The sequence below is a fragment of the Nostoc sp. 'Peltigera membranacea cyanobiont' 232 genome (assembly GCF_002245985.1).
GTDB lineage: Bacteria > Cyanobacteriota > Cyanobacteriia > Cyanobacteriales > Nostocaceae > Nostoc.
Window position 1 is genome coordinate 1 of sequence record NZ_NOLK01000151.1, and the last position, 19,518, is coordinate 19,518.

17 protein-coding genes, 3 pseudogenes and 1 CRISPR repeat array are annotated in these 19,518 nt (G+C 39.8%); of the genes and pseudogenes, 7 read left to right on the forward strand and 13 right to left on the reverse strand.

From position 1 onward, the window contains the following. Positions 1-192: 192 nt before the first annotated feature. A CRISPR array of direct repeats spans positions 193-592; the repeat unit is 36 nt; unit sequence CCCTACCGATTGGGTTAAATCGGATTAGTTGGAAAC. Between the two features lie 95 nt (positions 593-687). Beyond that, complete coding sequence (locus CDG79_RS32035; protein ID WP_094345726.1) at positions 688-1,821, reverse strand: CRISPR-associated protein; 1,134 nt, start codon at positions 1,819-1,821, stop codon at positions 688-690. A 19-nt stretch (positions 1,822-1,840) separates the two neighbouring features. On the opposite strand from CDG79_RS32035, the gene CDG79_RS44265 reads away from it, so the two are divergent. After that, positions 1,841-2,107: a hypothetical protein gene (locus CDG79_RS44265; RefSeq protein ID WP_223278456.1), complete on the forward strand. Its 267-nt coding sequence runs from the start codon at positions 1,841-1,843 to the stop codon at positions 2,105-2,107. A 37-nt stretch (positions 2,108-2,144) separates the two neighbouring features. Here CDG79_RS44265 and CDG79_RS32045 read toward each other — a convergent pair whose 3' ends face one another. From CDG79_RS32045 to CDG79_RS32080, 8 genes are all read right to left on the reverse strand, one after another. Further along, positions 2,145-2,372: a hypothetical protein gene (locus CDG79_RS32045; protein WP_094345728.1), complete on the reverse strand. Its 228-nt coding sequence runs from the start codon at positions 2,370-2,372 to the stop codon at positions 2,145-2,147. A gap of 144 nt (positions 2,373-2,516) precedes the next feature. Next, positions 2,517-3,017 (reverse strand): PH domain-containing protein, encoded by a 501-nt coding sequence (locus tag CDG79_RS32050; RefSeq protein WP_094345729.1) that lies wholly within the window; start codon positions 3,015-3,017, stop codon positions 2,517-2,519. Positions 3,018-3,105: 88 nt separating this feature from the next. Further along, the gene (locus CDG79_RS32055; RefSeq protein WP_094345730.1) at positions 3,106-4,824 is read right to left on the reverse strand and encodes an RAMP superfamily CRISPR-associated protein; all 1,719 of its coding nucleotides are present in this window, start codon (positions 4,822-4,824) and stop codon (positions 3,106-3,108) included. Positions 4,825-4,835: 11 nt separating this feature from the next. Then, positions 4,836-5,300, reverse strand: coding sequence for a hypothetical protein (locus CDG79_RS32060; protein WP_094345731.1), 465 nt, complete (start codon positions 5,298-5,300; stop codon positions 4,836-4,838). Position 5,301: 1 nt separating this feature from the next. After that, positions 5,302-6,279, reverse strand: a complete 978-nt coding sequence (locus CDG79_RS32065) for an RAMP superfamily CRISPR-associated protein (RefSeq protein WP_094345732.1) — start codon at positions 6,277-6,279, stop codon at positions 5,302-5,304. A 62-nt stretch (positions 6,280-6,341) separates the two neighbouring features. Further along, a complete protein-coding gene (locus tag CDG79_RS32070) occupies positions 6,342-7,562 on the reverse strand; it encodes a type III-B CRISPR module-associated Cmr3 family protein (RefSeq protein WP_223278457.1) in 1,221 nt (406 codons plus the stop codon). Beyond that, positions 7,553-9,394, reverse strand: a complete 1,842-nt coding sequence (locus CDG79_RS32075) for a Cas10/Cmr2 second palm domain-containing protein (RefSeq protein ID WP_094345733.1) — start codon at positions 9,392-9,394, stop codon at positions 7,553-7,555. The genes CDG79_RS32070 and CDG79_RS32075 overlap by 10 nt, the downstream gene beginning before the upstream one ends. Before the next feature lie 147 nt (positions 9,395-9,541). Next, positions 9,542-10,492 (reverse strand): CRISPR-associated protein Csx3, encoded by a 951-nt coding sequence (locus CDG79_RS32080; RefSeq protein ID WP_317616632.1) that lies wholly within the window; start codon positions 10,490-10,492, stop codon positions 9,542-9,544. 127 nt (positions 10,493-10,619) lie between these two features. Here CDG79_RS32080 and CDG79_RS32085 point away from each other — a divergent pair, with 127 nt between their 5' ends. Both CDG79_RS32085 and CDG79_RS32090 read left to right on the forward strand, forming a co-directional pair. Further along, positions 10,620-12,185 (forward strand): TIGR03985 family CRISPR-associated protein, encoded by a 1,566-nt coding sequence (locus tag CDG79_RS32085; protein ID WP_094345735.1) that lies wholly within the window; start codon positions 10,620-10,622, stop codon positions 12,183-12,185. A 15-nt stretch (positions 12,186-12,200) separates the two neighbouring features. Then, entirely contained in the window at positions 12,201-12,794 is a 594-nt protein-coding gene (locus CDG79_RS32090) for an HD domain-containing protein (RefSeq protein ID WP_094345736.1), read from the forward strand. 1,020 nt (positions 12,795-13,814) lie between these two features. Here the strand turns inward: CDG79_RS32090 and CDG79_RS32095 are convergent. After that, entirely contained in the window at positions 13,815-14,108 is a 294-nt protein-coding gene (locus CDG79_RS32095) for a hypothetical protein (RefSeq protein ID WP_094345737.1), read from the reverse strand. A 311-nt stretch (positions 14,109-14,419) separates the two neighbouring features. Between CDG79_RS32095 and rpaB the strand changes: the two are divergent. Further along, positions 14,420-15,156, forward strand: a pseudogene (gene rpaB / locus CDG79_RS32100) (response regulator transcription factor RpaB). Between the two features lie 119 nt (positions 15,157-15,275). Next, a complete protein-coding gene (locus tag CDG79_RS32105) occupies positions 15,276-16,598 on the forward strand; it encodes a glycosyltransferase (RefSeq protein ID WP_143855639.1) in 1,323 nt (440 codons plus the stop codon). 354 nt (positions 16,599-16,952) lie between these two features. Here the strand turns inward: CDG79_RS32105 and CDG79_RS32110 are convergent. Then, positions 16,953-17,561 (reverse strand): annotated as a pseudogene (locus CDG79_RS32110) (dicarboxylate/amino acid:cation symporter); the annotation flags it as partial. A 48-nt stretch (positions 17,562-17,609) separates the two neighbouring features. Then, positions 17,610-17,717 (reverse strand): annotated as a pseudogene (locus tag CDG79_RS45665) (metal ABC transporter substrate-binding protein); the annotation flags it as partial. A gap of 129 nt (positions 17,718-17,846) precedes the next feature. On the opposite strand from CDG79_RS45665, the gene CDG79_RS32120 reads away from it, so the two are divergent. Together CDG79_RS32120 and CDG79_RS32125 are read left to right on the forward strand one after the other, a co-directional pair. Further along, positions 17,847-18,416, forward strand: a complete 570-nt coding sequence (locus CDG79_RS32120) for a Rieske 2Fe-2S domain-containing protein (RefSeq protein ID WP_094345739.1) — start codon at positions 17,847-17,849, stop codon at positions 18,414-18,416. Positions 18,417-18,538: 122 nt separating this feature from the next. Next, positions 18,539-18,829 (forward strand): endo-1,4-beta-xylanase, encoded by a 291-nt coding sequence (locus tag CDG79_RS32125; protein WP_223278458.1) that lies wholly within the window; start codon positions 18,539-18,541, stop codon positions 18,827-18,829. A gap of 500 nt (positions 18,830-19,329) precedes the next feature. Here CDG79_RS32125 and CDG79_RS42960 read toward each other — a convergent pair. Beyond that, positions 19,330-19,518: hypothetical protein (locus CDG79_RS42960; RefSeq protein WP_223278459.1), on the reverse strand; the 189-nt coding region annotated here is incomplete at its 5' end.

The window sequence follows — 19,518 nt, forward strand, 5'->3', positions numbered from 1 at the left end:
GTCTCTTTTTTCAGAATAGCGAGCCTGTCTTTTTCCTCTGGTCATTGTCTCCAAAGCTTATGATTACAGCACTCTGATTTCTACCCTTTATCAGATTATCGTCTTTTGATAAGAGCCGCACCCTAATGATTTTTAGACTGGTGTCGATTTGGCGGCTGAAACCCTTACTGGGTAAAGGCTCCTAGACGAACTCCCTACCGATTGGGTTAAATCGGATTAGTTGGAAACTAGCCTAACTACCAACGCTCATGAGGTTTCATCTCATACCCTACCGATTGGGTTAAATCGGATTAGTTGGAAACAAAATCCATGTTCGATTCCTCATTATTTAGTAATTTCCCCTACCGATTGGGTTAAATCGGATTAGTTGGAAACAGGACAACTTCCTGGACAGTCAGAACAGTCAAGAATTAACCCCTACCGATTGGGTTAAATCGGATTAGTTGGAAACCTTTCATTTTCACTTGGGACACCTAACTGTACCCTACCGATTGGGTTAAATCGGATTAGTTGGAAACTTTAGAATCCCCCACCCTAGCACTTCGTCGACTGTTGCCCCTACCGATTGGGTTAAATCGGATTAGTTGGAAACAATTAAAACCTCCTGTATCCGTAACTTGGAGCAGGAGGTTATTTTTAATGAGAACAAATATTTAACAAAATGATGATTGTTAATTTTTTCCTGATTTAAGGATTTTTATTAACTTCTTCCTCTTTACCATAGCGATATAGGATTAATTTCCCTTGAGAAGAACGACAGCTAACCCGCACTCCTTGAGTCACGCGAAAGTGGTCAATATTTCCCATGTTAGTATACTTGTCATACTGCAATCCCCCATGCTTTTTGAGAATAGCAGTATCACCATCAGAATCTTCTAAGAGATAGGAAATTTTAGCTAAAGTCTCTTGTAACTTTACCCTTGGTTGCTTCTCCTTTACCTTTTTGTAGTCAGCTTCAAATGAATCTTGATATTCTAAATTGAAGAAAGAAAGTAAATCTTCTGAAAGCAGATCATCTTTACACTGATTCCAAATTAACTGTCCCCAAGTCGAAAGTGTCATTTTCTCATCAATTTCTGCAAGCATAGCTTCGGGAATTCCGACTGTTTCACTTGCAGAAATTCCAGCGCCAGCATCCAATAATGCTAGTTGACGTGCATAAGGTTTAATTAACGAAACATCTACAGCTATAGGTAAGCGCGGAATCGTAATTAAATCAGATTTTTCACCTTCAAAGATATAAATTATTTCATCGGCATAAAACATCCCAATAGTATTGAGATAACCTTGTAAACTCTTGAAACTACCAACCAAATTAAAATAAATTTTGTATTTATCTCGTTTCAATTGTGGTATGGTATCTTCTAACCAAACAATCAACGCATCAATTCCCAGAGAAAAAGCTTCAGTACTAGCAGTAGAAAGCCCAGTAGGAGCAAAGGTACTAGTATTATTTAATCCTTGTTTTCTGAGAAAATCTTCCACAATTTTAGCAGTGGTTTTACCTTGGGCTGTATCGGTAGCAACGAGAAAGTGAATATCTTCTTTTCCCTGACTTAAATTATCTTGATAAATGCCATAAATTCCATTCAATTCTGCACTAGCACGACGAATCTGGGAAATTTTAGCACCTGAAAGTTGTTCGTCGGCTCTTTTTTTGAGAATAGCAATAATCTGCCTGACATCCTCTGGTGTTTTCTCTTCATTCAGATTTGCTGTATCTCGCAAGCGCGAATACCAATCTTTTTCGTCAGGATTAGCTCGGTTGATTTGATTGGTGAGTAAGCTAGTACCAATGGTAGAGATAATAACTTGACGCATGATATGAAAGGAAAGTAGGGTGAAGATAAGAGATATTTTATCTTTAGTTGCGATCCACGCTGACCAAAGGTATCGCCCTAACCCAGGCGAAACCCATCCCCGGATTTCTCACCATACCTCTCAAAGCCTGTGCTTGTGCAGGGGAGCAGGGGAGCAGGGGAGACTTCAATGTGCCTTGATTCTTTCCTTTCTGCCCCTCTGCTCTATCAAACGCCTGAAGCTTGTGAGAAATGCGGGCATCACATCTGGTAATTTCTCTGCCAAAAATCATCATTTATCATGTTGAGAGTTAGATTCTTGAGTTTTGCGAGAATTATCAGCAATCAATAGTCATCGAAATCATCCTCATCATCAAAATCATCATCTGGATCTAATTCTTCATCACTAGAATCCGGTTCGGGACAGTCTACATTTTCAACTTTTTTATATGCACCCCAAAGGTAATTTTCAGTTTGGCGATCGCATTGCTCCTCGATCCGTTCTAAGCTTTCTTCAGTAACAGATTCATTACTTGAATTAAAATTAAAACCGAAAGATGTATCACTTGGCATAATTTTCTCCTATTCAAACATTGTTTATCCAATCAGCATTCAGAATTCAGTTGCGTAGCCTTCCAGGTATCTTGCTGACAAGAGCGTCTGTCTACGACACGAGAAAGCGAAAGTAGATAGCGTCATTACACATTACGAATTATTTTAATCTCGACGCATCACTCGTTTGATATCTTTATCATCATTAAAGGCTTTTCTAATCTTTTCAGCAACTCCTAGAGCGTTAGGAATAGTATAGAGAAAAAGCTTTGCATGAGAATAATCGCTAGAGAATACCCGAATATCTCCTAATAAAAGTGGTTTTCTACCTAAGCAGGTTCTAGCAAAATCTAATAATTGGTATATCGGCCCTCTTTCTACCTGAATATCCAGCACTCGATAAAGCTCAATAAAATTGACTTCCTTCCAAAAAACACCAGACTTGGTAATTAACCTTTGGGTAGTTAAAATATAATTGGTGGAGCGAATCCGAATATATTTCCAAAAAAAATAAGGCAGAGGTAGAATCGTCCAAAATAGAAGAATTAGCAGCAGATGCCAGAGAAAATTTTCAACTAAGATTTGGACTAGAGAAGGATGAAAGTTTAAAATTCCCGACTCTGCTGCTTGTGAAGTGATGGTTGTTTTGTTGAATTTCTTCATCATCTCTGCTCCCGATTGCTATGTAATTACTGTTTGTGATTGCAGTATCACATAGCAGTGGAAACAGAGATTTCCAAGGTAGAGCGGATTCTCAAGTATTAAAAACTGGTCGCGTTCCCCAAGTTAACTTTAATTGTGCATTCTCTAAGCTTTGAATGAATGGTTGAAGTTGGTTTCGCCAAAGAGTGCGATCGCCATGAAATACCGTAACAATTTCTAAATATTTGTCACCAATTGGTAACATGCGATGCCAAACATAACTAACAAATTTAGGTTCTCCTGGTCTTTCTTTACCACCAATTGCGGGAGTTATTTTGAAAGGTTCTTGATGAAATAATTTAATAGCTTGAGACTTCGTAACTACTTGACTAGAGGTGTAAACTGCTACTCTATTAGGATGCCATGCTTCTCGCCAGTTAGATATAGGTGCTGGTGGATGAGAACCTAGACGATTTAGGCAAATTGTATGTAGATCCTTTAAAAAAGCTTCCAAACTATCTTTTGAATTGACTTCAATTGTTTTTTGAAAATTAATCCAATCAGATTTTAATTCCCAATGACACCCAATTGGAAATTTTTTATAGTCAGACATAAACTGTTGATGCCAAACCCGGCGCCAAGATTTTCCAAAACCACCCATAAAATAGGCGAACTGAAGCACTTTTCCGAAGAAATCAATATCTTCTTTACTTGCTTTTGCATCTGCGGTGATATGCAAAGTAGCATTTTTCCTATAAATGTTTGAGAGTGGTGTTGTATTATCTAATTCTTCAGACTCACAAAAAAGCTTAATTACACCTTCTTGGTCGGTACTACCTAACAGCCGATTTACGTGTTTTTCAACAGCCAATTCTGAGTTACAAACTCCACCCAATAAACGCATTATATGACCTCTAAGGGCAGCTTTAAACATATTGGGTCGAAATTCTGGCTGACGATTTAGAAGGGTTGAACAAACTCCTATACCTTTAAAAGATACATGTAAAGCTTGATTATATTGTTCTGAGTGTTGACGATTAGCATAGTTGGGAATAAATATAAAACCATAACCTGTACTGGTTTTACCGCCTAAACCAAAAGCTAAAGCTTCATCTAGAATTCTATCAATATCTTGCCAATTTATATTTGATTCTGCACTACTAAACTCAAAAATAAATTGGGGCTGATAGAAACTGATTAGATTAAATGCGCTGGTAGAATTATTGTTTTTTACTTGTCTTGATTGCTGTGGATGGACTATATCCACCATACAATTTGTCCAATCTCCTATAGGATAAGCACCATGAAAGCGTAAAGTACCAGGATTATCTTCTGTACCACAGTATGTTTCAATAGTCTTTTTATCTGGTGAATCCTTTGATTTAGACTTGCCAAGTCGTCTAAATATCCCTTTAACACTGCTTCCAGGAATAAAAGGTATACCATGAACGCTCAGAACCGGACGCAGAATACTGTCTTGACCAGAATTGCTCAAAACTCTGTAGGGAAATTGAATTTTAATTGAGTGAATTAAGTTGTTTGGATGGTCACTGTTTAATGGTTGATATTCATATTGATGGGATGGTTTTCTGTCATGTTGTGGAAGAGTCCATTCTTCCTGCCATTTTTTTAAATCTCTGTTATCGCCTGCAAATTGTAAATTACAGCGTCCTTGGAGTTGGGCGCGATACATCATAGGAGGTTCATTTTGTTTTAAGATTGACTCGGCTTGTTTTTTAACTAGAGTTCGTCCTATTTGAGATTGGGTAGGTTGGGGTTCAGGCATTTGATTATTTTTTTCTGCCCATTTATCGAGGTTTCTAAATAACATTTCTTCTTCCTCTATTGTGAGTTGTGATTTTTGGGTTTGTATCGTTGCGTCCACCAAACTAGACAGTCACATAACTGAGTAAGGACTGCTAAAGCTACACGCTGGTCGTCAGGATGTTCATCAGCAAATTTCCATAATTTATTGGCCATATTTTCTATTTGTTTGGTATTTCTCGCTTCTCTTGCTTTCTTTTGGTCTTGTGTTTCTTGACGAGGAGGGTCTTCGATATTGACTGGATCGTTAGGTAATGGAATCTTTCCTGGTTGCAAAATATTATTAACAAGTGCGTCCCAAACATCCTTCCAGTATTGTCCTTCGACCTCGTTTCTCAAGCGTAAATGTTCACCCCAAAAACGCTCTAACCCATAGGCGACTGTCATCCGCATTTTATGGGATTCATTTAACACATCTTGATGACGATATTTAATTACTAATTCCTGGGCAATTCTATCTAAACTATAAGCTTGCCAACTCATATTAATTATCTCCTTCATTTAATGATTGAAAATATTCACCTGTTAACGTCACTTGGCAGCGACCACAGCCAATTGACTCTAAACCACCAAAATAAAGTTGTTGTGATTGGCGATCGCTAAATGGTTGCCATTGATGATCTTGTTTTAAGTGGTTTAGTTTCTCCTGAGCATACTGAGGAATATCCTTTTTAATGGCAACAGGGAAAATTAAAATGCTATCTTCGGGTAAGGCTTCAAAACCAAAGAAATTTTCGACTTTTTTCACATCTTCATTTAGCTTTGTCCGAGTTTGACGATATAATCCCATTTCGTGAATGATCCTAATATCATTATCATCAACTACTACTAAACTATCTGGCTGTAATATACTTGTTGGTGGAATCCATTTGGATAAACTTGGTGTTGGTTGTAAGTTATCTAAAAAGCCTAAATTGAAGAATAAGCGATTTTGATTTCTATTTAATTTTACTGGATAGGGAAGGGGATTATTTTCGGCATCTCTAGTTTTAGGAATTTCTTCCTGAATGCCTGTAATTTGTTTGTAACGTTTCAACAATCGAGGACATGTTACCCAAACAATCGGTTGCCCTGGACAGAAAATCGGCAGCCAAACTAGGGAAGCATATTCAAATTTAACTAATGCTTCTGTCGTTTTGTCTTGGTTTTTACTTTGTGTTTGCTCTTGATTAGCAGCATCTTTGTTTACAGATTTATCTAAATTTTCATCTTCATCTGACTCTGCTTGATGACCGTACCAAATGTTAGTTAATTGATTTCCTAATCCTGGCCGCGTAGCGTCTCCTTTGGAAAATCGCATATCTGCCCTAAACCTACCCCGAATTGAACTGCCGGGAATAATCCCCGTCTGGGTAAATTGGTCGCGGAAAATTAGGTTAAGATTGCCTGTTTCTTCTCCCGCACTTGCACCTATATGCAGGGGAGCTAAAGTTTCAATGATGCCGTAGGCTTTTTGGTACATTTATATTACTCCATGATTGATGTTGAGATGAAAGTTTACACAGACATGCAGAGAAAGAAAGGTTAAGCGATCGCCTCATCCGGGGCATAGCCCATCGCACTTGGCAAAGGTAGCGCTAAACCACATCCCCAGCGTTTCAAAGATGGCCCTTCTTTCGGAAACCACTCATCAGGCCATTCTTGCCAAGTGAGATTTATTGGCTCTTTGACAACGTAGACACTCCCCCCAGGAACTGCATAACGTCCACGAGACAAGAGCTTTGGCGGTTGAGAATACTGTTTGTTGTTGTCAGGTAACTCCTGTTGTGCTTGCGATTGCTGATTTTCACGATTTCCCAAGCGGTAACGAAAGGGTATAGCACGTTCAGTTAGAAGGGCTTCTACTGACCAAACTTTTTGCTCCTTACTCTCTGGGTTTTCTTGTGCATATTTTTGGGGATCGCCCTTTTGCAAATAAACAGGTTCTCGATAGGATAGACGATTAGAACCCCAAACCGCCGGGGTAATTAGAGCAAAGCTATTTTCAATTCTGCGATTGAGTAAAGTTGTGATATTTTCAGCTATGTCTTGACAGCTTACATCCACCATGTGTCCTTCACCACCAAAGCGATACCAACCAGGCTCAAGTTCGGTGTTAGAAAGATAAACCAAGCAACTACCGGGTTCCATTTGGACTGAGTTTTCCAGAAACAAGCTTCCCTGCGGTGCTTCTTGGTTATCATTTTGTCTCACAACACGCCGTTCATCTAGTTCCAGGCGCGGGTGTAAGTGGGGTAAAAACTTCCAAGGATTTTTTTTAACTTCTTTGGCTTCATCCCACTGATTGATTGCTAACCAAGTGTTACTCTCAAATTTATCTACTGGACTTTCGTTTTTCTCATCCAACCAGTAGTAAATATTGTGACCTTCTTCGTCTTTGTACTGAAATACTGCGGTTAATTTGTGCTTGATTTTGCCATCTTTAACTAAATAGTTGCGTGGTGTGGGAACATAAAAGTTTTGCTCAGTTGGCTTCAACTCGTCTGTCACCGCCCAGAAAGGGCCAGCCAAAAGTAAATTACGAATTTCTGCATCTGTGTAGGAAGCTGCAAATAAACCTGATAAAGTTGCAGAACTGGGAGGAAAATAACTACCAGAACGCCCCACTAAATTTTCTGGCGAGAGAAATTTTCCAGCACTACCGTAGAGAAGTCCCAGAGGTTCAATTATGATCAAATATTGGAATGGCGAACGAGGAGAATCTTTTGATTGTGTGGCATAATTCGACGCTTCTATTACTGACATAGGTGAAATCCAACTTTAGCAAGGTTAATAATCCAGTGGTTAAGTGCTTTGTTGACTTTGGTACTATCTATTTCTGTGGTGTCATCTTTGTAGTAATTCTGGCGATCGCCCAAAATTCCGGCTCTAACAACTGTTAAATCTGCATTATTTTCATGTAGCCAGTTGTTTTTGTCTTGAATGAGGTCTACTATAGGCTTTGAAAAATAGACTTCTAACAGAGCTAAAGCTATCTTTGTGCTTTTTTCGTCAAATGCATGACGGGATTCTAAAATGGCGACATCATTATATATATGCGTCCAGTTTTGTTGTTCTTTTTTTGGATTGCCTTCGCGATCGCCATAACTCACAAGCAGCCCTGCTTCTAAAAGCCACCAAGGGCAAACCCATTCTAAGTGATTACCGTTGTTAAATAAAACGCGGAAGGCAATGCGATCGCGTCCGTTACTTTTTGCAGATTTCTCCGCTTCCCGACAATGTTGTAAGACATCCCGTTGCGGAATGCCGGATGCAGCCCAGACAAAACCAACACTGACTGTAATTGGCTTTTTATCTGGTTGATTATTATTCTGATCCCACACCTCTTTTTTGAAGCTGGAAAAAAAATCAACACAACGCTGTGATTTCAATTCACCTGTTTGTTTGTTTTCATAAAAAACGCCTAAAAAATCATCACCTCCTGCGTAGACGACACGACAATCTTCGGGTGGGTGGTTTTTAAAGTAATTTTTAAAGTCCTTACCCCAGTTCCGCATCAATTCACTAAACTCGTTTGTTTTACTGGCTTCTTCTGATGTGTTAGCAAAACTTTTAAGTAAATCACCAGCTTTGTCACCATCCCCTTGAAACCAGCCCTGATGAGGTAGCTTTTCTCTTACAATCTGATAGCTATCATCAATATATTTATTTTCATTGAGTCGGCTGATATCTTTAAAAGAATAGGGATTTAGGTCTTCTGATAACTCTCGAATTTGTTCAGAAACTTCTGCAATATTAGTTTCATCAATTTTGAAACGCAGTTGAAATCGTTCGATTAATTTTTCTGCGATTGCCTGATGTGTAACTAATCGCTTAACCAATTCAGGAACGCTGAGTTCTTCAGTAGCGACGATAAAAGATTCACCATATCTTTTACTTAGCTCAAGTCTATTCGCTTGGAGATTTTTCGCTTGGAGATTTTTTTTATTCATCGAATCAATAAAACTTTCTCCTAACTTCTGGCTTAGTTGTGTATAAAATTCATTCGCAATTGCTTTTTCTAGTTGATAATTATATTTCTGTGGTTCATAGATACCAAGTTTGGGATAAGCGATCGCATCTGCACCGGAAAGTGTAGAACTTTCACCTTGCCAGTTTATCCCAGTCCAACCACGGCAGCGTTTTTTCTCATTCAAGCGTTGACGAACATCGCTAATGCTTTCACCAGGGTTTCCTTGAACCCAGAAAAATTCCCAGGCATATTTTGTCCACAATCCCCAAATTCTTTTCCAGGATTGATAATTCCATTTTGTACCATCCGCTTTATCTTCAACTTGTTTTTCAATCCAGTCGCGGCAAGTTTCAGTAACGCATTCCCAAGCTGTATTTAATGCAAATGCGGCATCTTCTTCTTTAAAATCTCCCCGAATAATAATTTGATTTGGCATTCCTTGAGTAACGTTGGGTAAAGCAGGAGAAACTACTTTACAATCGTTGCATTCAGCAACATAGCAAATCGTCCAAGCCAAAAAAGAAAGTAAATAGGAACTTCCATATAAGTCCCTCAATTTACGAGATTTTTCGATAAACCCCTGAACGGGTGCAAACGTGATTGCAGTATAAATTTGGTTCGTCATAGACAGGGTATTACAGTACAAAAGACCGAACAATCATATTTATGGTGTAGAAAACGGCAAACAAGCTCAGAGAAGTCTTACGAAATAATACTTCCTAAACGAGTCCTTTTTATCACACTGAAACCAGCATTCAGTATGTCTTAATATTCAACATTTCGTCAAATGAATCAATAGATTAGCTAAAGATTGTACCATCGGACGAGCTGATAAGTTTTCTCCGCGCTTCAAGCGATGCACACTACCAGTTAGCAACGGGGTTGTCTTCAGCAATTCGTTGGTTTTTTCCTTCCAGTCATCAGCGAAAAATACCCCGTCTTCAACCCCATCTAACTGACTATGAATCTTAGCAATAACCGTCAATTCTAGCTGCTGACAAAAATTTTCCCACTCAGTAAACTTACTGCTATCTCCTGATAAGATAACTGCGTGGGTAGCTGGTTTCATAATTTGCTTGTTTTCAGGTGAGATTTTACCGCCAACATCAATAATGCTAATTAACTGGTTCGCACTACCTACCCACTTGGCTGCTTCTTGGGCAAATTCTGGGGTAACATCTGCTTTATTGATAGGTCTGATGGATTTAGCTAATTCTTCGTTATTTTCATAAGTTTCTTGATGCCATGAGCCTTCACCATCAGGACAAGCGGTAATTACATAGGGATAAGGTGCGCCCAAATTGCCCAAAATTGCCCGTTTTAAACCATCTCGCAAACAAGATTTACCAGCACGCGGGGGGCCACACAAGACAACTTTGATAATTGAACGTACTGGTTGGGTTTCTTTAGTTTCAATTAAATCTCCAATCTTATATTCTGTGGAACCGTGAGAAATGGTAACAATATAGGTTTTATACCCTGGTGTGCCAATCTTTGGGTCAAGTACAGCGATCGCCTGATATAAGTGAGCTAATTTATGGGCAATCACATAAGCAACAGGGACAGATTGCGGCCCGTCAATGAGGATGCGTTTCCCTCCGGGAATTTGCCCAGAATCAATCATCTGCTCTAACAGTTCCAAAGCGTCGTGGACAATGCGATCGCCCCCAGCGGGGAAAACTCGATTGAATCCAACTCGTAACACCTCGCCTTCTAGTTTCATCTGGTAGCTGTGCATAGATGATTATGTCTGTTAAGGAACAGTTTCACTATCGCATAGACAGGGAAAAGGGGTTTTCCATATTGGGATAAATTGGAGTTGTTAACGATTCAAGAGCAAGTCAGGGTATATGCGTCCCCAGTTTGATTATCCTCCGACAGTGGAACTGTTGCAGATTTTGGCTCAGGGCAATAATTTGAAACAACACCTCCCGAAAGCGGTACGGCTATGGGTAATTTTGCGATCGCTTTATGGTCAAGATAATGATGTCGTTAGAAATAGTCTAAGTGATAGCTTTAGTTATGAAGACTGGTACAAAGAGTTTTTTACCGAAACGAAAAAACTCTCCTTCGGCGATAAAGTTTATCACAATGGGCGAGATCAAAAACCTCCCTTTCACGATCCTGATTGTCCTTGTGCGAAATCTTTAGCCTATTGGTTATTTGACTCAGAATTAACACTGCCAAAACCAGAATGGGTGCAGTCGTTTTTACAAGTTTATCCCATGAAACCAGAAGATTTAGAAACTTTCTTAGCTACTGGTAAGAATCCAGAGATTGAGAATAATAAGCCAAAGAATCAATTACCAAATGTTAGTAGCAAAAACAGTAAGCGGAAAAAATATGCCGAGCCATTTCCTAATGGTCGATTGTTTGCCATAACACGCAGAAATTTACAGGAAAATGATTTTGCTACTTTAGTAGAATTAGGTTGGTTAGAACCACAGAAGAATCAAGCAGGTGAAATTCTGACTCACCATTACTGCAAAGTCGAAGTATTTCCTTCTATATCAAGCTGGAAAAACTCTGTTTTACCCAGTCATTTTATTCCTCAAGTTGACTTCACAGAAATTTCTGATACTTATTTTCAACCCATCAATGGAACTCAACGATTTTTTATGCACGTTGAATATGTTGTTTCCAAAGATGGAATTGACCGGGTAGGAAAATGGAAAGATGAACTTAAAAGAATCTGGGAAAAAATGCCTGTAAATCCTATTCAAATTCTTTATGATAGCGCCAGTTTATCTAGAGAAGCATCCCGAATAGTTTATCCAGTATGTATCTATTATTTTCAGCGTGCTACCTATCTTTGTGCTTTTGGTCAAACTCTGAAAAATAAAAGGACTATTAACTGGCATAATTATCGATTAGATCGGGTTCAAGAATTAAGAGAATTAGATTGGCTAAATCCAAGTATCCCAGCCGAATTACGCCAGCTTCATGACACCAATCAACTCAATGAACCAGAGTATATTCTTCAGAAAATATCGGCAGCTTGGGGTCTGGATTTTTACCGAGAAAGCCGCAAAATGTTAATCCGTTTCAATCAAGATTTTTCCCAAAGTTATATCAAAAATAGTTTTCGCCACGAAACCTTTAGGTTTCTTAATGAAAAACAGGAATTTATTCAATTTATTCGAGAGTATAAACCTAACGAACAAGAGAAAAAACTCCTCAAAGAAATTTTTCAAGACCTACCTGAAGATATTAATAACCTAGACTATCCCTACGCTTACTATACGGCTGATTATCGCATAGATGAGAGCAATATTATTGATAATACTGTGATGATGCGATTGCGAGCCTGGGGGCCGATGGTAGAGGTATTATTACCTGGAGAATTACGCTCACGCATGGCAAAGGATATCCAAGAAACTTGGAAACTTTATCACAAATCAAGTCAACACAAATAACCAAAGGAAAAATCGATGAGTTCAAACATGTTAGAAAAAGCCAATTTAACTTCCCGCTTTGAGTCAGCGTTAGTTTATGCAACCAGACTCCATGCTACTCAAGTCCGAAAAGGTAGTGATATTCCTTATGTTAGTCACCTGTTGAGTGTAGCAGCATTAGTTTTAGAAGATGGTGGCTCGGAAGATGAAGCGATCGCTGCTCTACTCCATGATGCTATAGAAGACCAAGGTGGTGCAAAAACTCGTGAAGAAATTCGTCAAAAATTTGGAGAAAAAGTAGTCAATATTGTTGATGGGTGTACTGAATCAGAAGTTATCCCCAAACCTCCTTGGAAGGAACGTAAACAAGAATATCTAGAGCGAATGTGCTATGCTTCCCCTGAAGTGAGGCGAGTTTCCCAAGCTGATAAATTGCACAATGCTCGTTCAATTTTAGCCGATTGCTATCGAGACAAAGAAGCTGTTTGGAATAAATTCAAAGGTGGTAAAGAGGGAACACTCTGGTTCTATCGTAGTTTGTTAGCTGTGTATCAAGGAAGTAGTCCGAGTTTTCTGAGTAATGAATTAGAGAGAGTAATTAGACTCTTAGAGCAACTTACTCAAGAATAGGGATAAAAATCAAGCAACAGCGTTGTTCCTTCTTTAGTTCACTCACAAATCCCACGCCCGGATAAGATAAACTTTTTAAAAGCTTCTGCTTCTTGCCTTAAAGTGCGTAACCTTTCATCATCACCAACATCTGACAAGAACCATCTTATGCTTACAGTGACATATACTACAAAAGGTATAACACAAAATAAGAATCTATTATCTTTTATCCGACATAAACTACGATTAATACCACTTCCCTTGATATACAACACTTTCACCAACATGCGATCGCAAAGAAGTGCATGTTGGCAACGGAATACAAACTATTACGCTGCCGATAAATTTTGCTTGTCTTGGTATCGCCTTTGATGCGTAATCCAAGCGATAACCATTTACAGGGTGCTAACTTCCAGTTATAGTTAGCCGTAACTTATTATAGGCACAATTAACTATAGCTTTGACTGAGTGCAAAGATAGTTTACATTGAAGGGGAAAAGGGGAATGGGTAAGGGGCAAGGGAAGAAGAACAAACCTTTCCGCACAAGGTATAAAGCTCCTATTTTTAAATCTGGAGAACAAAAAAGAAGATAATACCTGCCACGTAGTAGTGTACCAACCCAAAATTGCTACGTAGAGGTAAGCAAGGGAGCAGGGGAGCAGGGGAGAAGGGGAGAGATTGTATAAGTTCTTTCCCCTCTGCCCCTCTGCCCCTCCGCTCCTCTGCTGACCACAACGCAAAGTTTCCTTGGCAGACTAGTAGTGCGATAACGGGAGCAGGGTGCATGTCTTGAAATCCCTGTTTTAAATATGCGCTCCCTTTCCCCTTACCCTTTCCCCCTTCCCCTCTTTTTCATAAAAGATGCTCAGGCGGTTGCCATAATATTGGTTCAGCGAAGTATTGAGGCATTGCTGCCAATATTGCATTCGGGAAAACTTTTCTCCCTGAAGCGGTTCCTGTTCCTCAATTTCTAAGATTCTGATCGTGGATAACTGCAACCAGCTTGATGCAGAACTGTCTGGGAATACAAATTGTCTGCTTTAATTACAAAAATCATCTACCCGAATATCCCGCCAGACATCAGACATTTGCCAGCCGGAATTTCCCACCGATTGTACTGGAGGATTATCAATAAATGGAATATAGTCAGGAACTCTAGGCTCTGAAATTGCTACTGGTTGCTCCTCAACCTTAACCACAGGGGCTGGAGAATTGACAGTATTAGCTTCAAGGAGTTGGTCTTCAGCCTCCTCGATTAGCTTCATCTGTTTCAGGGTAAGCTTGTCGGATTTTTTGATAATTTTCTTGGTATCTGTATCATTAGAAGTTTTCATTGGCTGTTCCCTTGAAGGCATTGGCTTAAAATTTGTCTGAGTAAATTTGGGAGAAGTTAGGTATAAATAATTTGCACGGAATTAACACTCTACTGCAAAACTATGGAAAATACGAGTCCCTTGTTAAAGAATTTATCTTTTCCAGTACAAATCTGTTTTCGGGTAGATGTCCGAGCATAATCTGTTGCACAGATGCAAGTATTAAGCGATCGCTTTTTTGATCATGACTGTACTTCAAGATTGTTTTGCGGTTTTGACTCCTAATAAGCAGATAATGGATAGTTAAGAGTTTTCGCTCATTAGGAACAGCGTTGAGAAACTTATCAGCTGATAAAGGCACAATCTTAGTAGTAGATGACGAAGCCAGCATCCGGCGGATTTTACAGACGCGTCTAGAAATGATTGCCTACAGTGTAGTTACAGCTAGTGATGGTGAAGAAGCTTTATCAGCTTTTCGTCTCTCGACTCCTGATTTGATAGTTCTGGATGTAATGATGCCAAAACTAGATGGTTATGGTGTCTGTCAAGAATTACGGAAACAATCAGATGTGCCAATCATCATGCTTACAGCTTTAGGAGATGTAGCAGATCGGATCACTGGGTTGGAACTAGGTGCTGATGACTACATGACGAAACCAATACTCCCAAGGAATTAGAGGCAAGAATTCGCTCGTTGCTGCGACGAAGAAACGATAGAACAACGACTGCTGCTATTTTTAATTTGGGAGTAATGGTTGTAAACAATCTCAAAATTGATACCAATAAGCGACAAGTCTACAAAGCAGGTGAGCGGATTCCATTAACCGGTGTAGAGTACAGCTTACTAGAGTTATTGATGAGCTATCCGGGCAAATCTTTCACTCGTAGAGAAATATTGCAGCAAGTGTGGGGTTATAAGCCAGAACAACATGCAGATACTCGTGTGTTGGATGTGCATATCTCACGTTTGCGCTCGAAGTTAGAAGATGATCTGGAAAATCCAGAATATATACTGACTGCAAGAGGAAGTGGTTACTTTTTTCAACGAATTGCTCAACTAGAGCATTAATCACGAAACCGCCAAATGTCAGTTGTTTGAGGTTGATGAAGTTCTTTGTCTTAATTGTAGTGTCTTGATAGATAGGTACAGGAAATTAGTACAATTTTTGAATACTGGAGTTTTCATTTTTGAAAAAGCATTTGAGCCAAAGTCTACCTATAGCACCAAGCCGAAAACTGAAGATTACGATATTAACAGTAGGTTCAAGAGGAGATTTGGAGCCATACTGCGCTTTGGCTATTGGCTTGAAACGTGCGGGGCATGAAGTAACGATTGCAACGCATGAGAACTTTGCATCTTTTGTTAGGAAGTTTGATTTAAAGTTTGCACCGATCGCTGGCAATATGCAAGAGTTTTTGCAATCGAAACAAGGGCAGCGATTGATTGCGGGAGAAAAGTTGAAAAAAGAAGAACGAGATCAGCTTTTACTTCAACAGTTGGAATCAGGTTGGCAAGCGTGTCAGGGAAGTGAGGTAATTATCTACACGCCGTTAGCTACCTTTGGATATCACATCGCAGAGAAATTAGGCGTACCTTGCTTTTTTGCATCAGTTCTACCGTTGACTCCTACAGGGATGTTTGGGTTTTTGAGATTTGCTCAAACAACTAAAAACCCGCTAAAGAAATTAATCAACTATGCCACCTACTTACTAGTAGAGTTTTTGCACTGGCAAAGATATCGAAAATTGCTCAATCACTTCAGAACAGAGACTTTGAAATTGCCGCCTCTACCATATTTCGGCAGACGCTTCAGACAGAAGACTCCGGCGAATGTATCACGAATCCCTGTGTTGTATGGGTTTAGTTCGCACGTCATCCTAAGACCCTGTGACTGGCCTGCATGGGTGTATGTAACTGGTTTTTGGTTTATTGAGCAAGCCTCTGAATACGAGCCACCTCTGGAACTAGAGGATTTTCTTGGACGAAAGCAATTACCTTTGTGTTTTGGATTTGGGAGCATGACAATGCCGAATCCAGAATATCTCACACACTATATAGTGGAAGCCTTAAAGAAAACCCATCAAGGCGGGATTATATTATCAGGATGGGGTAATGTTGGAAGAACAGTGAATATAAAAGATTCGCTACGAGTGTTTGTGATCAAGGAAGTTCCGCATGATTGGTTATTTCCTCAAGTGCCAGCAGTAGTGCATCACGGAGGAGCTAGTACAACGGCAGCAGTGTTACGTGCAGGGACACCATCAATTACTGTACCTTTTTTTGCAGATCAGCCAGTTTGGGGTGAAAAGCTAACTCGGTTGGGAGTCAGCCCTGCGCCGATACCGTACAAGAAACTGTCAGATAAAACTTTAGCAGCAGCGATTGAAATCGTACTGGGCGATGAGGTGATGCGGTGTAAAGCCCAGGAGTTAGGTGAGAAAATCAGGGCTGAGGATGGTGTAGCCAATGCAGTTGAAGCATTTCATCGGCATTTGGGTTTGATTGGGTGAGAAATTGCAGACAATTAAAATCATCACACACACCCGCAACAGCAGTATCAGTTTTCATCAGTGCCAATACAGTTCAGTTAAGCTTTTTTCTCTCTCCCTGCAACGCCAGCCTCCCCTGCTCAAGAACAGCCTGCCTTAACAGATAAATTTGCTTAACTGAACCGTATTCTCATCAGTGCTTCCAACTGAGCTAACAGCTTTTCTACTTTAATGGGGGGGCGATAGCGTACCCCCGCTCTAAGAGCGATCGCTTGTCTTTCGCCACCAGTTGTAGTACACTTGTATCGATAAAACAGGTAATTGCATAGTATAAAAAGCAGAAGAGCGAGTTGAGGTAAGAGATAAATTTAGTAGTTAAGTTGATTCCAGAGTCTGAGGCTTTTTGCCATCTAGCAAAGCACTAACAGTCATATCACCCATGACATTGATTGCCGTCCGGCAGCGATCTAAAAACCAGTCAACAGTCAGCAGTAAAGCAATGTACTCCTTGGGTAAGCCAACGGAATTGAATACCAGTGTCATTGTTACTAACCCCGCCTCTGGAATTCCAGCAGCGTCAACGGATGCAAAAATCGAAGTTAGAATCACAACTAATTGCTGCCCTAAATTCAAATGTAATCCTAAGACTTGGGAGATAAACAGCGCAGACATGGCTTCGTAAAGGGCTGTACCATCATTATTGAAATTTGTGCCAACTAAAGCGCCTAAAGATGCAGAAGATTCTCTTAAGCCAATTTTAGTTTGTAAAACCTCAAAGGTGATGTGCATTGCTACAGTTGAGGAGGCAGTGGAAAAAGCTGTTAATAAGGCATCAGTTCCACCAGCAAGAAAGTTGAGAGGCTTTACCCAAGAACCGAGTTGGACTCTGGTGATGTAATAAGTAGCTTGTAGTAATAATCCCAAAAGGACTGCTAGAACAAAAGCACCTAATGTTTGAAAAGGTGCAAAGCCTTTCTGAGCAATATTTAGACCCCAATCGCATTACAAGCTTTGTCATTGGGGATGGGGTTTTAAACCCCTTTTAGAATGATAATATTGGAATGCATCATGGGTTGTTACAAGTTTGCGCTTATCTGTAGGGATAATTTGAATCTCTTGATTAATCCAACTATGGAACTGTTTACGATGCCTTCTAAGTAAATTTATCTCTATTTTTGGGTGATTACTCAATTAATCGATCTCGAATCGCAATGACGAATGCGATTCGCACCTTAGTATATTAGTAGACCTTTCTTGGTAAATCGGGTCATGAAAGAAAATTATTCTACTAATGGCAAAATTCCAGCTAGGATAAAAACGCGCCGGGATTTTTTAACTTACACGCTAGGTGGTACAGTCGCATCAGTAGCGATCGGATACCTATTTCCCAAAGTCAGCCAAAGTCGTGAGATCGGCTTAGAAACCCTTTGCTCGCTGTATCCCAAAAATTCGCGCTGTGAAAATTATCTTCCCGGATCTGAGGCACTGGACAAAGACGGCAAAAAAATTGAAACTAATGCACTATTGACAACCGCAAAGCCTGGAATTCCGATTCTTGTAAAAGGCTTGCCAAACAATAGCGTTGATTATCTGATCATTCAAGACGGGCCAAAGATTGCTGAGTACGCTATCAATCCAACTTGTACCCATTTAGGATGTACAGTTGAGTGGGATCTTGAGAAGAATCACTTTATTTGTCCTTGTCATGGATCTCAATACGATTCTCAGGGTCGAGTCGTTCATGGCCCAGCAAAACGTTCCCTACCATTAATCACGATAGTAGTCAAGCAAAACCAAGTTCGTTTAGTCGATCACAAACCTGCTGTAGATCCTCGTTAACCTATCAATCTGAAATTAGATTCCCTAGTAGTCTGCCAAGGCTACTTTGCTGGGTCAAACAGTCGGATATAAGCGCTCCATTTTTCTCCGTGCATCTGTAGTTTGAAAGCGCCAATAGACACTTGTACGTTATTGATTTCCCATTACCCAACACTATCCAAGAGTTAGACCGGATGGTAGCTGACAGTTACACGCGATATCTTGATCTATACTTTGCGGCTAATGTTGATACTGTAATTACATGGGGTATTACCGATCGTTATAGCTGGATACGTGATCTCAATTACATGCCAGCAAAATTTCAAGCCGATCTCAGTCGTCAGCAATTTTTGCGTCCCCTTCCCTACGATCAGAGCTTGCAACCTAAACTTGCCCGCAATGCTATTGCCCAAGCTTTTGGGCAAGCAACTTAATACTGGCTGGCTCCTTCTAATGTGCAACTTTGACCATTTAATGAAATTCAAAATTCAAAATTCTGTTAGGAATAATAAGAATAATTTTGAATTGATTAATTCGCTCTTTTCTTGCCCCCACTGATTCTTCTCTACGAGACGCTGCGCGAATGAATCAGTGGTCTACAAGACGCTACGCACAGTCGCTATCAGTGGTGGGTTCAGAGCCAACACTGATTTTAATTTTGAATTCATAATTTTGAATTTTGAATTGATTTGACGGAATTCAAAATTCAAAATTCAAACAGGTATACAGCGACAGATCCTAGTCAAAGGTTGAAAATGTCTAGACAAAGCTATTTAGAGAAGGTTATGCGGTTTGGAAAAATAAAACTCGTCCCAGTTGATATTTAGGACGAGTATTATTCAAAATCAACTTCCAAATCAAGAGCATCAAATTGCTTATGTCAATAGATATGTCTTGCTTTGAGTTTATTGACTATTTTCAGTGAAATAAATCCTTAGTTATGCTCATCGTGGTGAATAGAACGGGAAATTCTATTTTCTCGGCGGTTGAGTTGTTGTCGTTCACGAGGATTTAAACGTCCATCTCTCAAGTCACGCCTCCGAGCCGAATTTAAAGATGCTTCTCGACGCTGCAATTGGCGATATTCACGTTTGTTAATACTGCCATTTTGAACACCATGAGC

What these genes read in the sequence shown, in the direction of transcription:
- CDG79_RS32070 (WP_223278457.1), bottom strand. Translation starts at nt 7,562, where the DNA reads ATGTCAGTAATAGAAGCGTCGAATTATGCCACACAATCAAAAGATTCT.
- CDG79_RS32065 (WP_094345732.1), bottom strand. Translation starts at nt 6,279, where the DNA reads ATGTACCAAAAAGCCTACGGCATCATTGAAACTTTAGCTCCCCTGCAT.
- CDG79_RS32050 (WP_094345729.1), bottom strand. Translation starts at nt 3,017, where the DNA reads ATGATGAAGAAATTCAACAAAACAACCATCACTTCACAAGCAGCAGAG.
- CDG79_RS32060 (WP_094345731.1), bottom strand. Translation starts at nt 5,300, where the DNA reads ATGAGTTGGCAAGCTTATAGTTTAGATAGAATTGCCCAGGAATTAGTA.
- CDG79_RS32095 (WP_094345737.1), bottom strand. Translation starts at nt 14,108, where the DNA reads ATGAAAACTTCTAATGATACAGATACCAAGAAAATTATCAAAAAATCC.
- CDG79_RS32055 (WP_094345730.1), bottom strand. Translation starts at nt 4,824, where the DNA reads ATGTTATTTAGAAACCTCGATAAATGGGCAGAAAAAAATAATCAAATG.
- CDG79_RS32120 (WP_094345739.1), top strand. Translation starts at nt 17,847, where the DNA reads ATGAAAGAAAATTATTCTACTAATGGCAAAATTCCAGCTAGGATAAAA.
- CDG79_RS32075 (WP_094345733.1), bottom strand. Translation starts at nt 9,394, where the DNA reads ATGACGAACCAAATTTATACTGCAATCACGTTTGCACCCGTTCAGGGG.
- CDG79_RS32035 (WP_094345726.1), bottom strand. Translation starts at nt 1,821, where the DNA reads ATGCGTCAAGTTATTATCTCTACCATTGGTACTAGCTTACTCACCAAT.
- CDG79_RS32085 (WP_094345735.1), top strand. Translation starts at nt 10,620, where the DNA reads ATGCGTCCCCAGTTTGATTATCCTCCGACAGTGGAACTGTTGCAGATT.
- CDG79_RS32080 (WP_317616632.1), bottom strand. Translation starts at nt 10,492, where the DNA reads ATGAAACTAGAAGGCGAGGTGTTACGAGTTGGATTCAATCGAGTTTTC.
- CDG79_RS32045 (WP_094345728.1), bottom strand. Translation starts at nt 2,372, where the DNA reads ATGCCAAGTGATACATCTTTCGGTTTTAATTTTAATTCAAGTAATGAA.
- CDG79_RS32090 (WP_094345736.1), top strand. Translation starts at nt 12,201, where the DNA reads ATGAGTTCAAACATGTTAGAAAAAGCCAATTTAACTTCCCGCTTTGAG.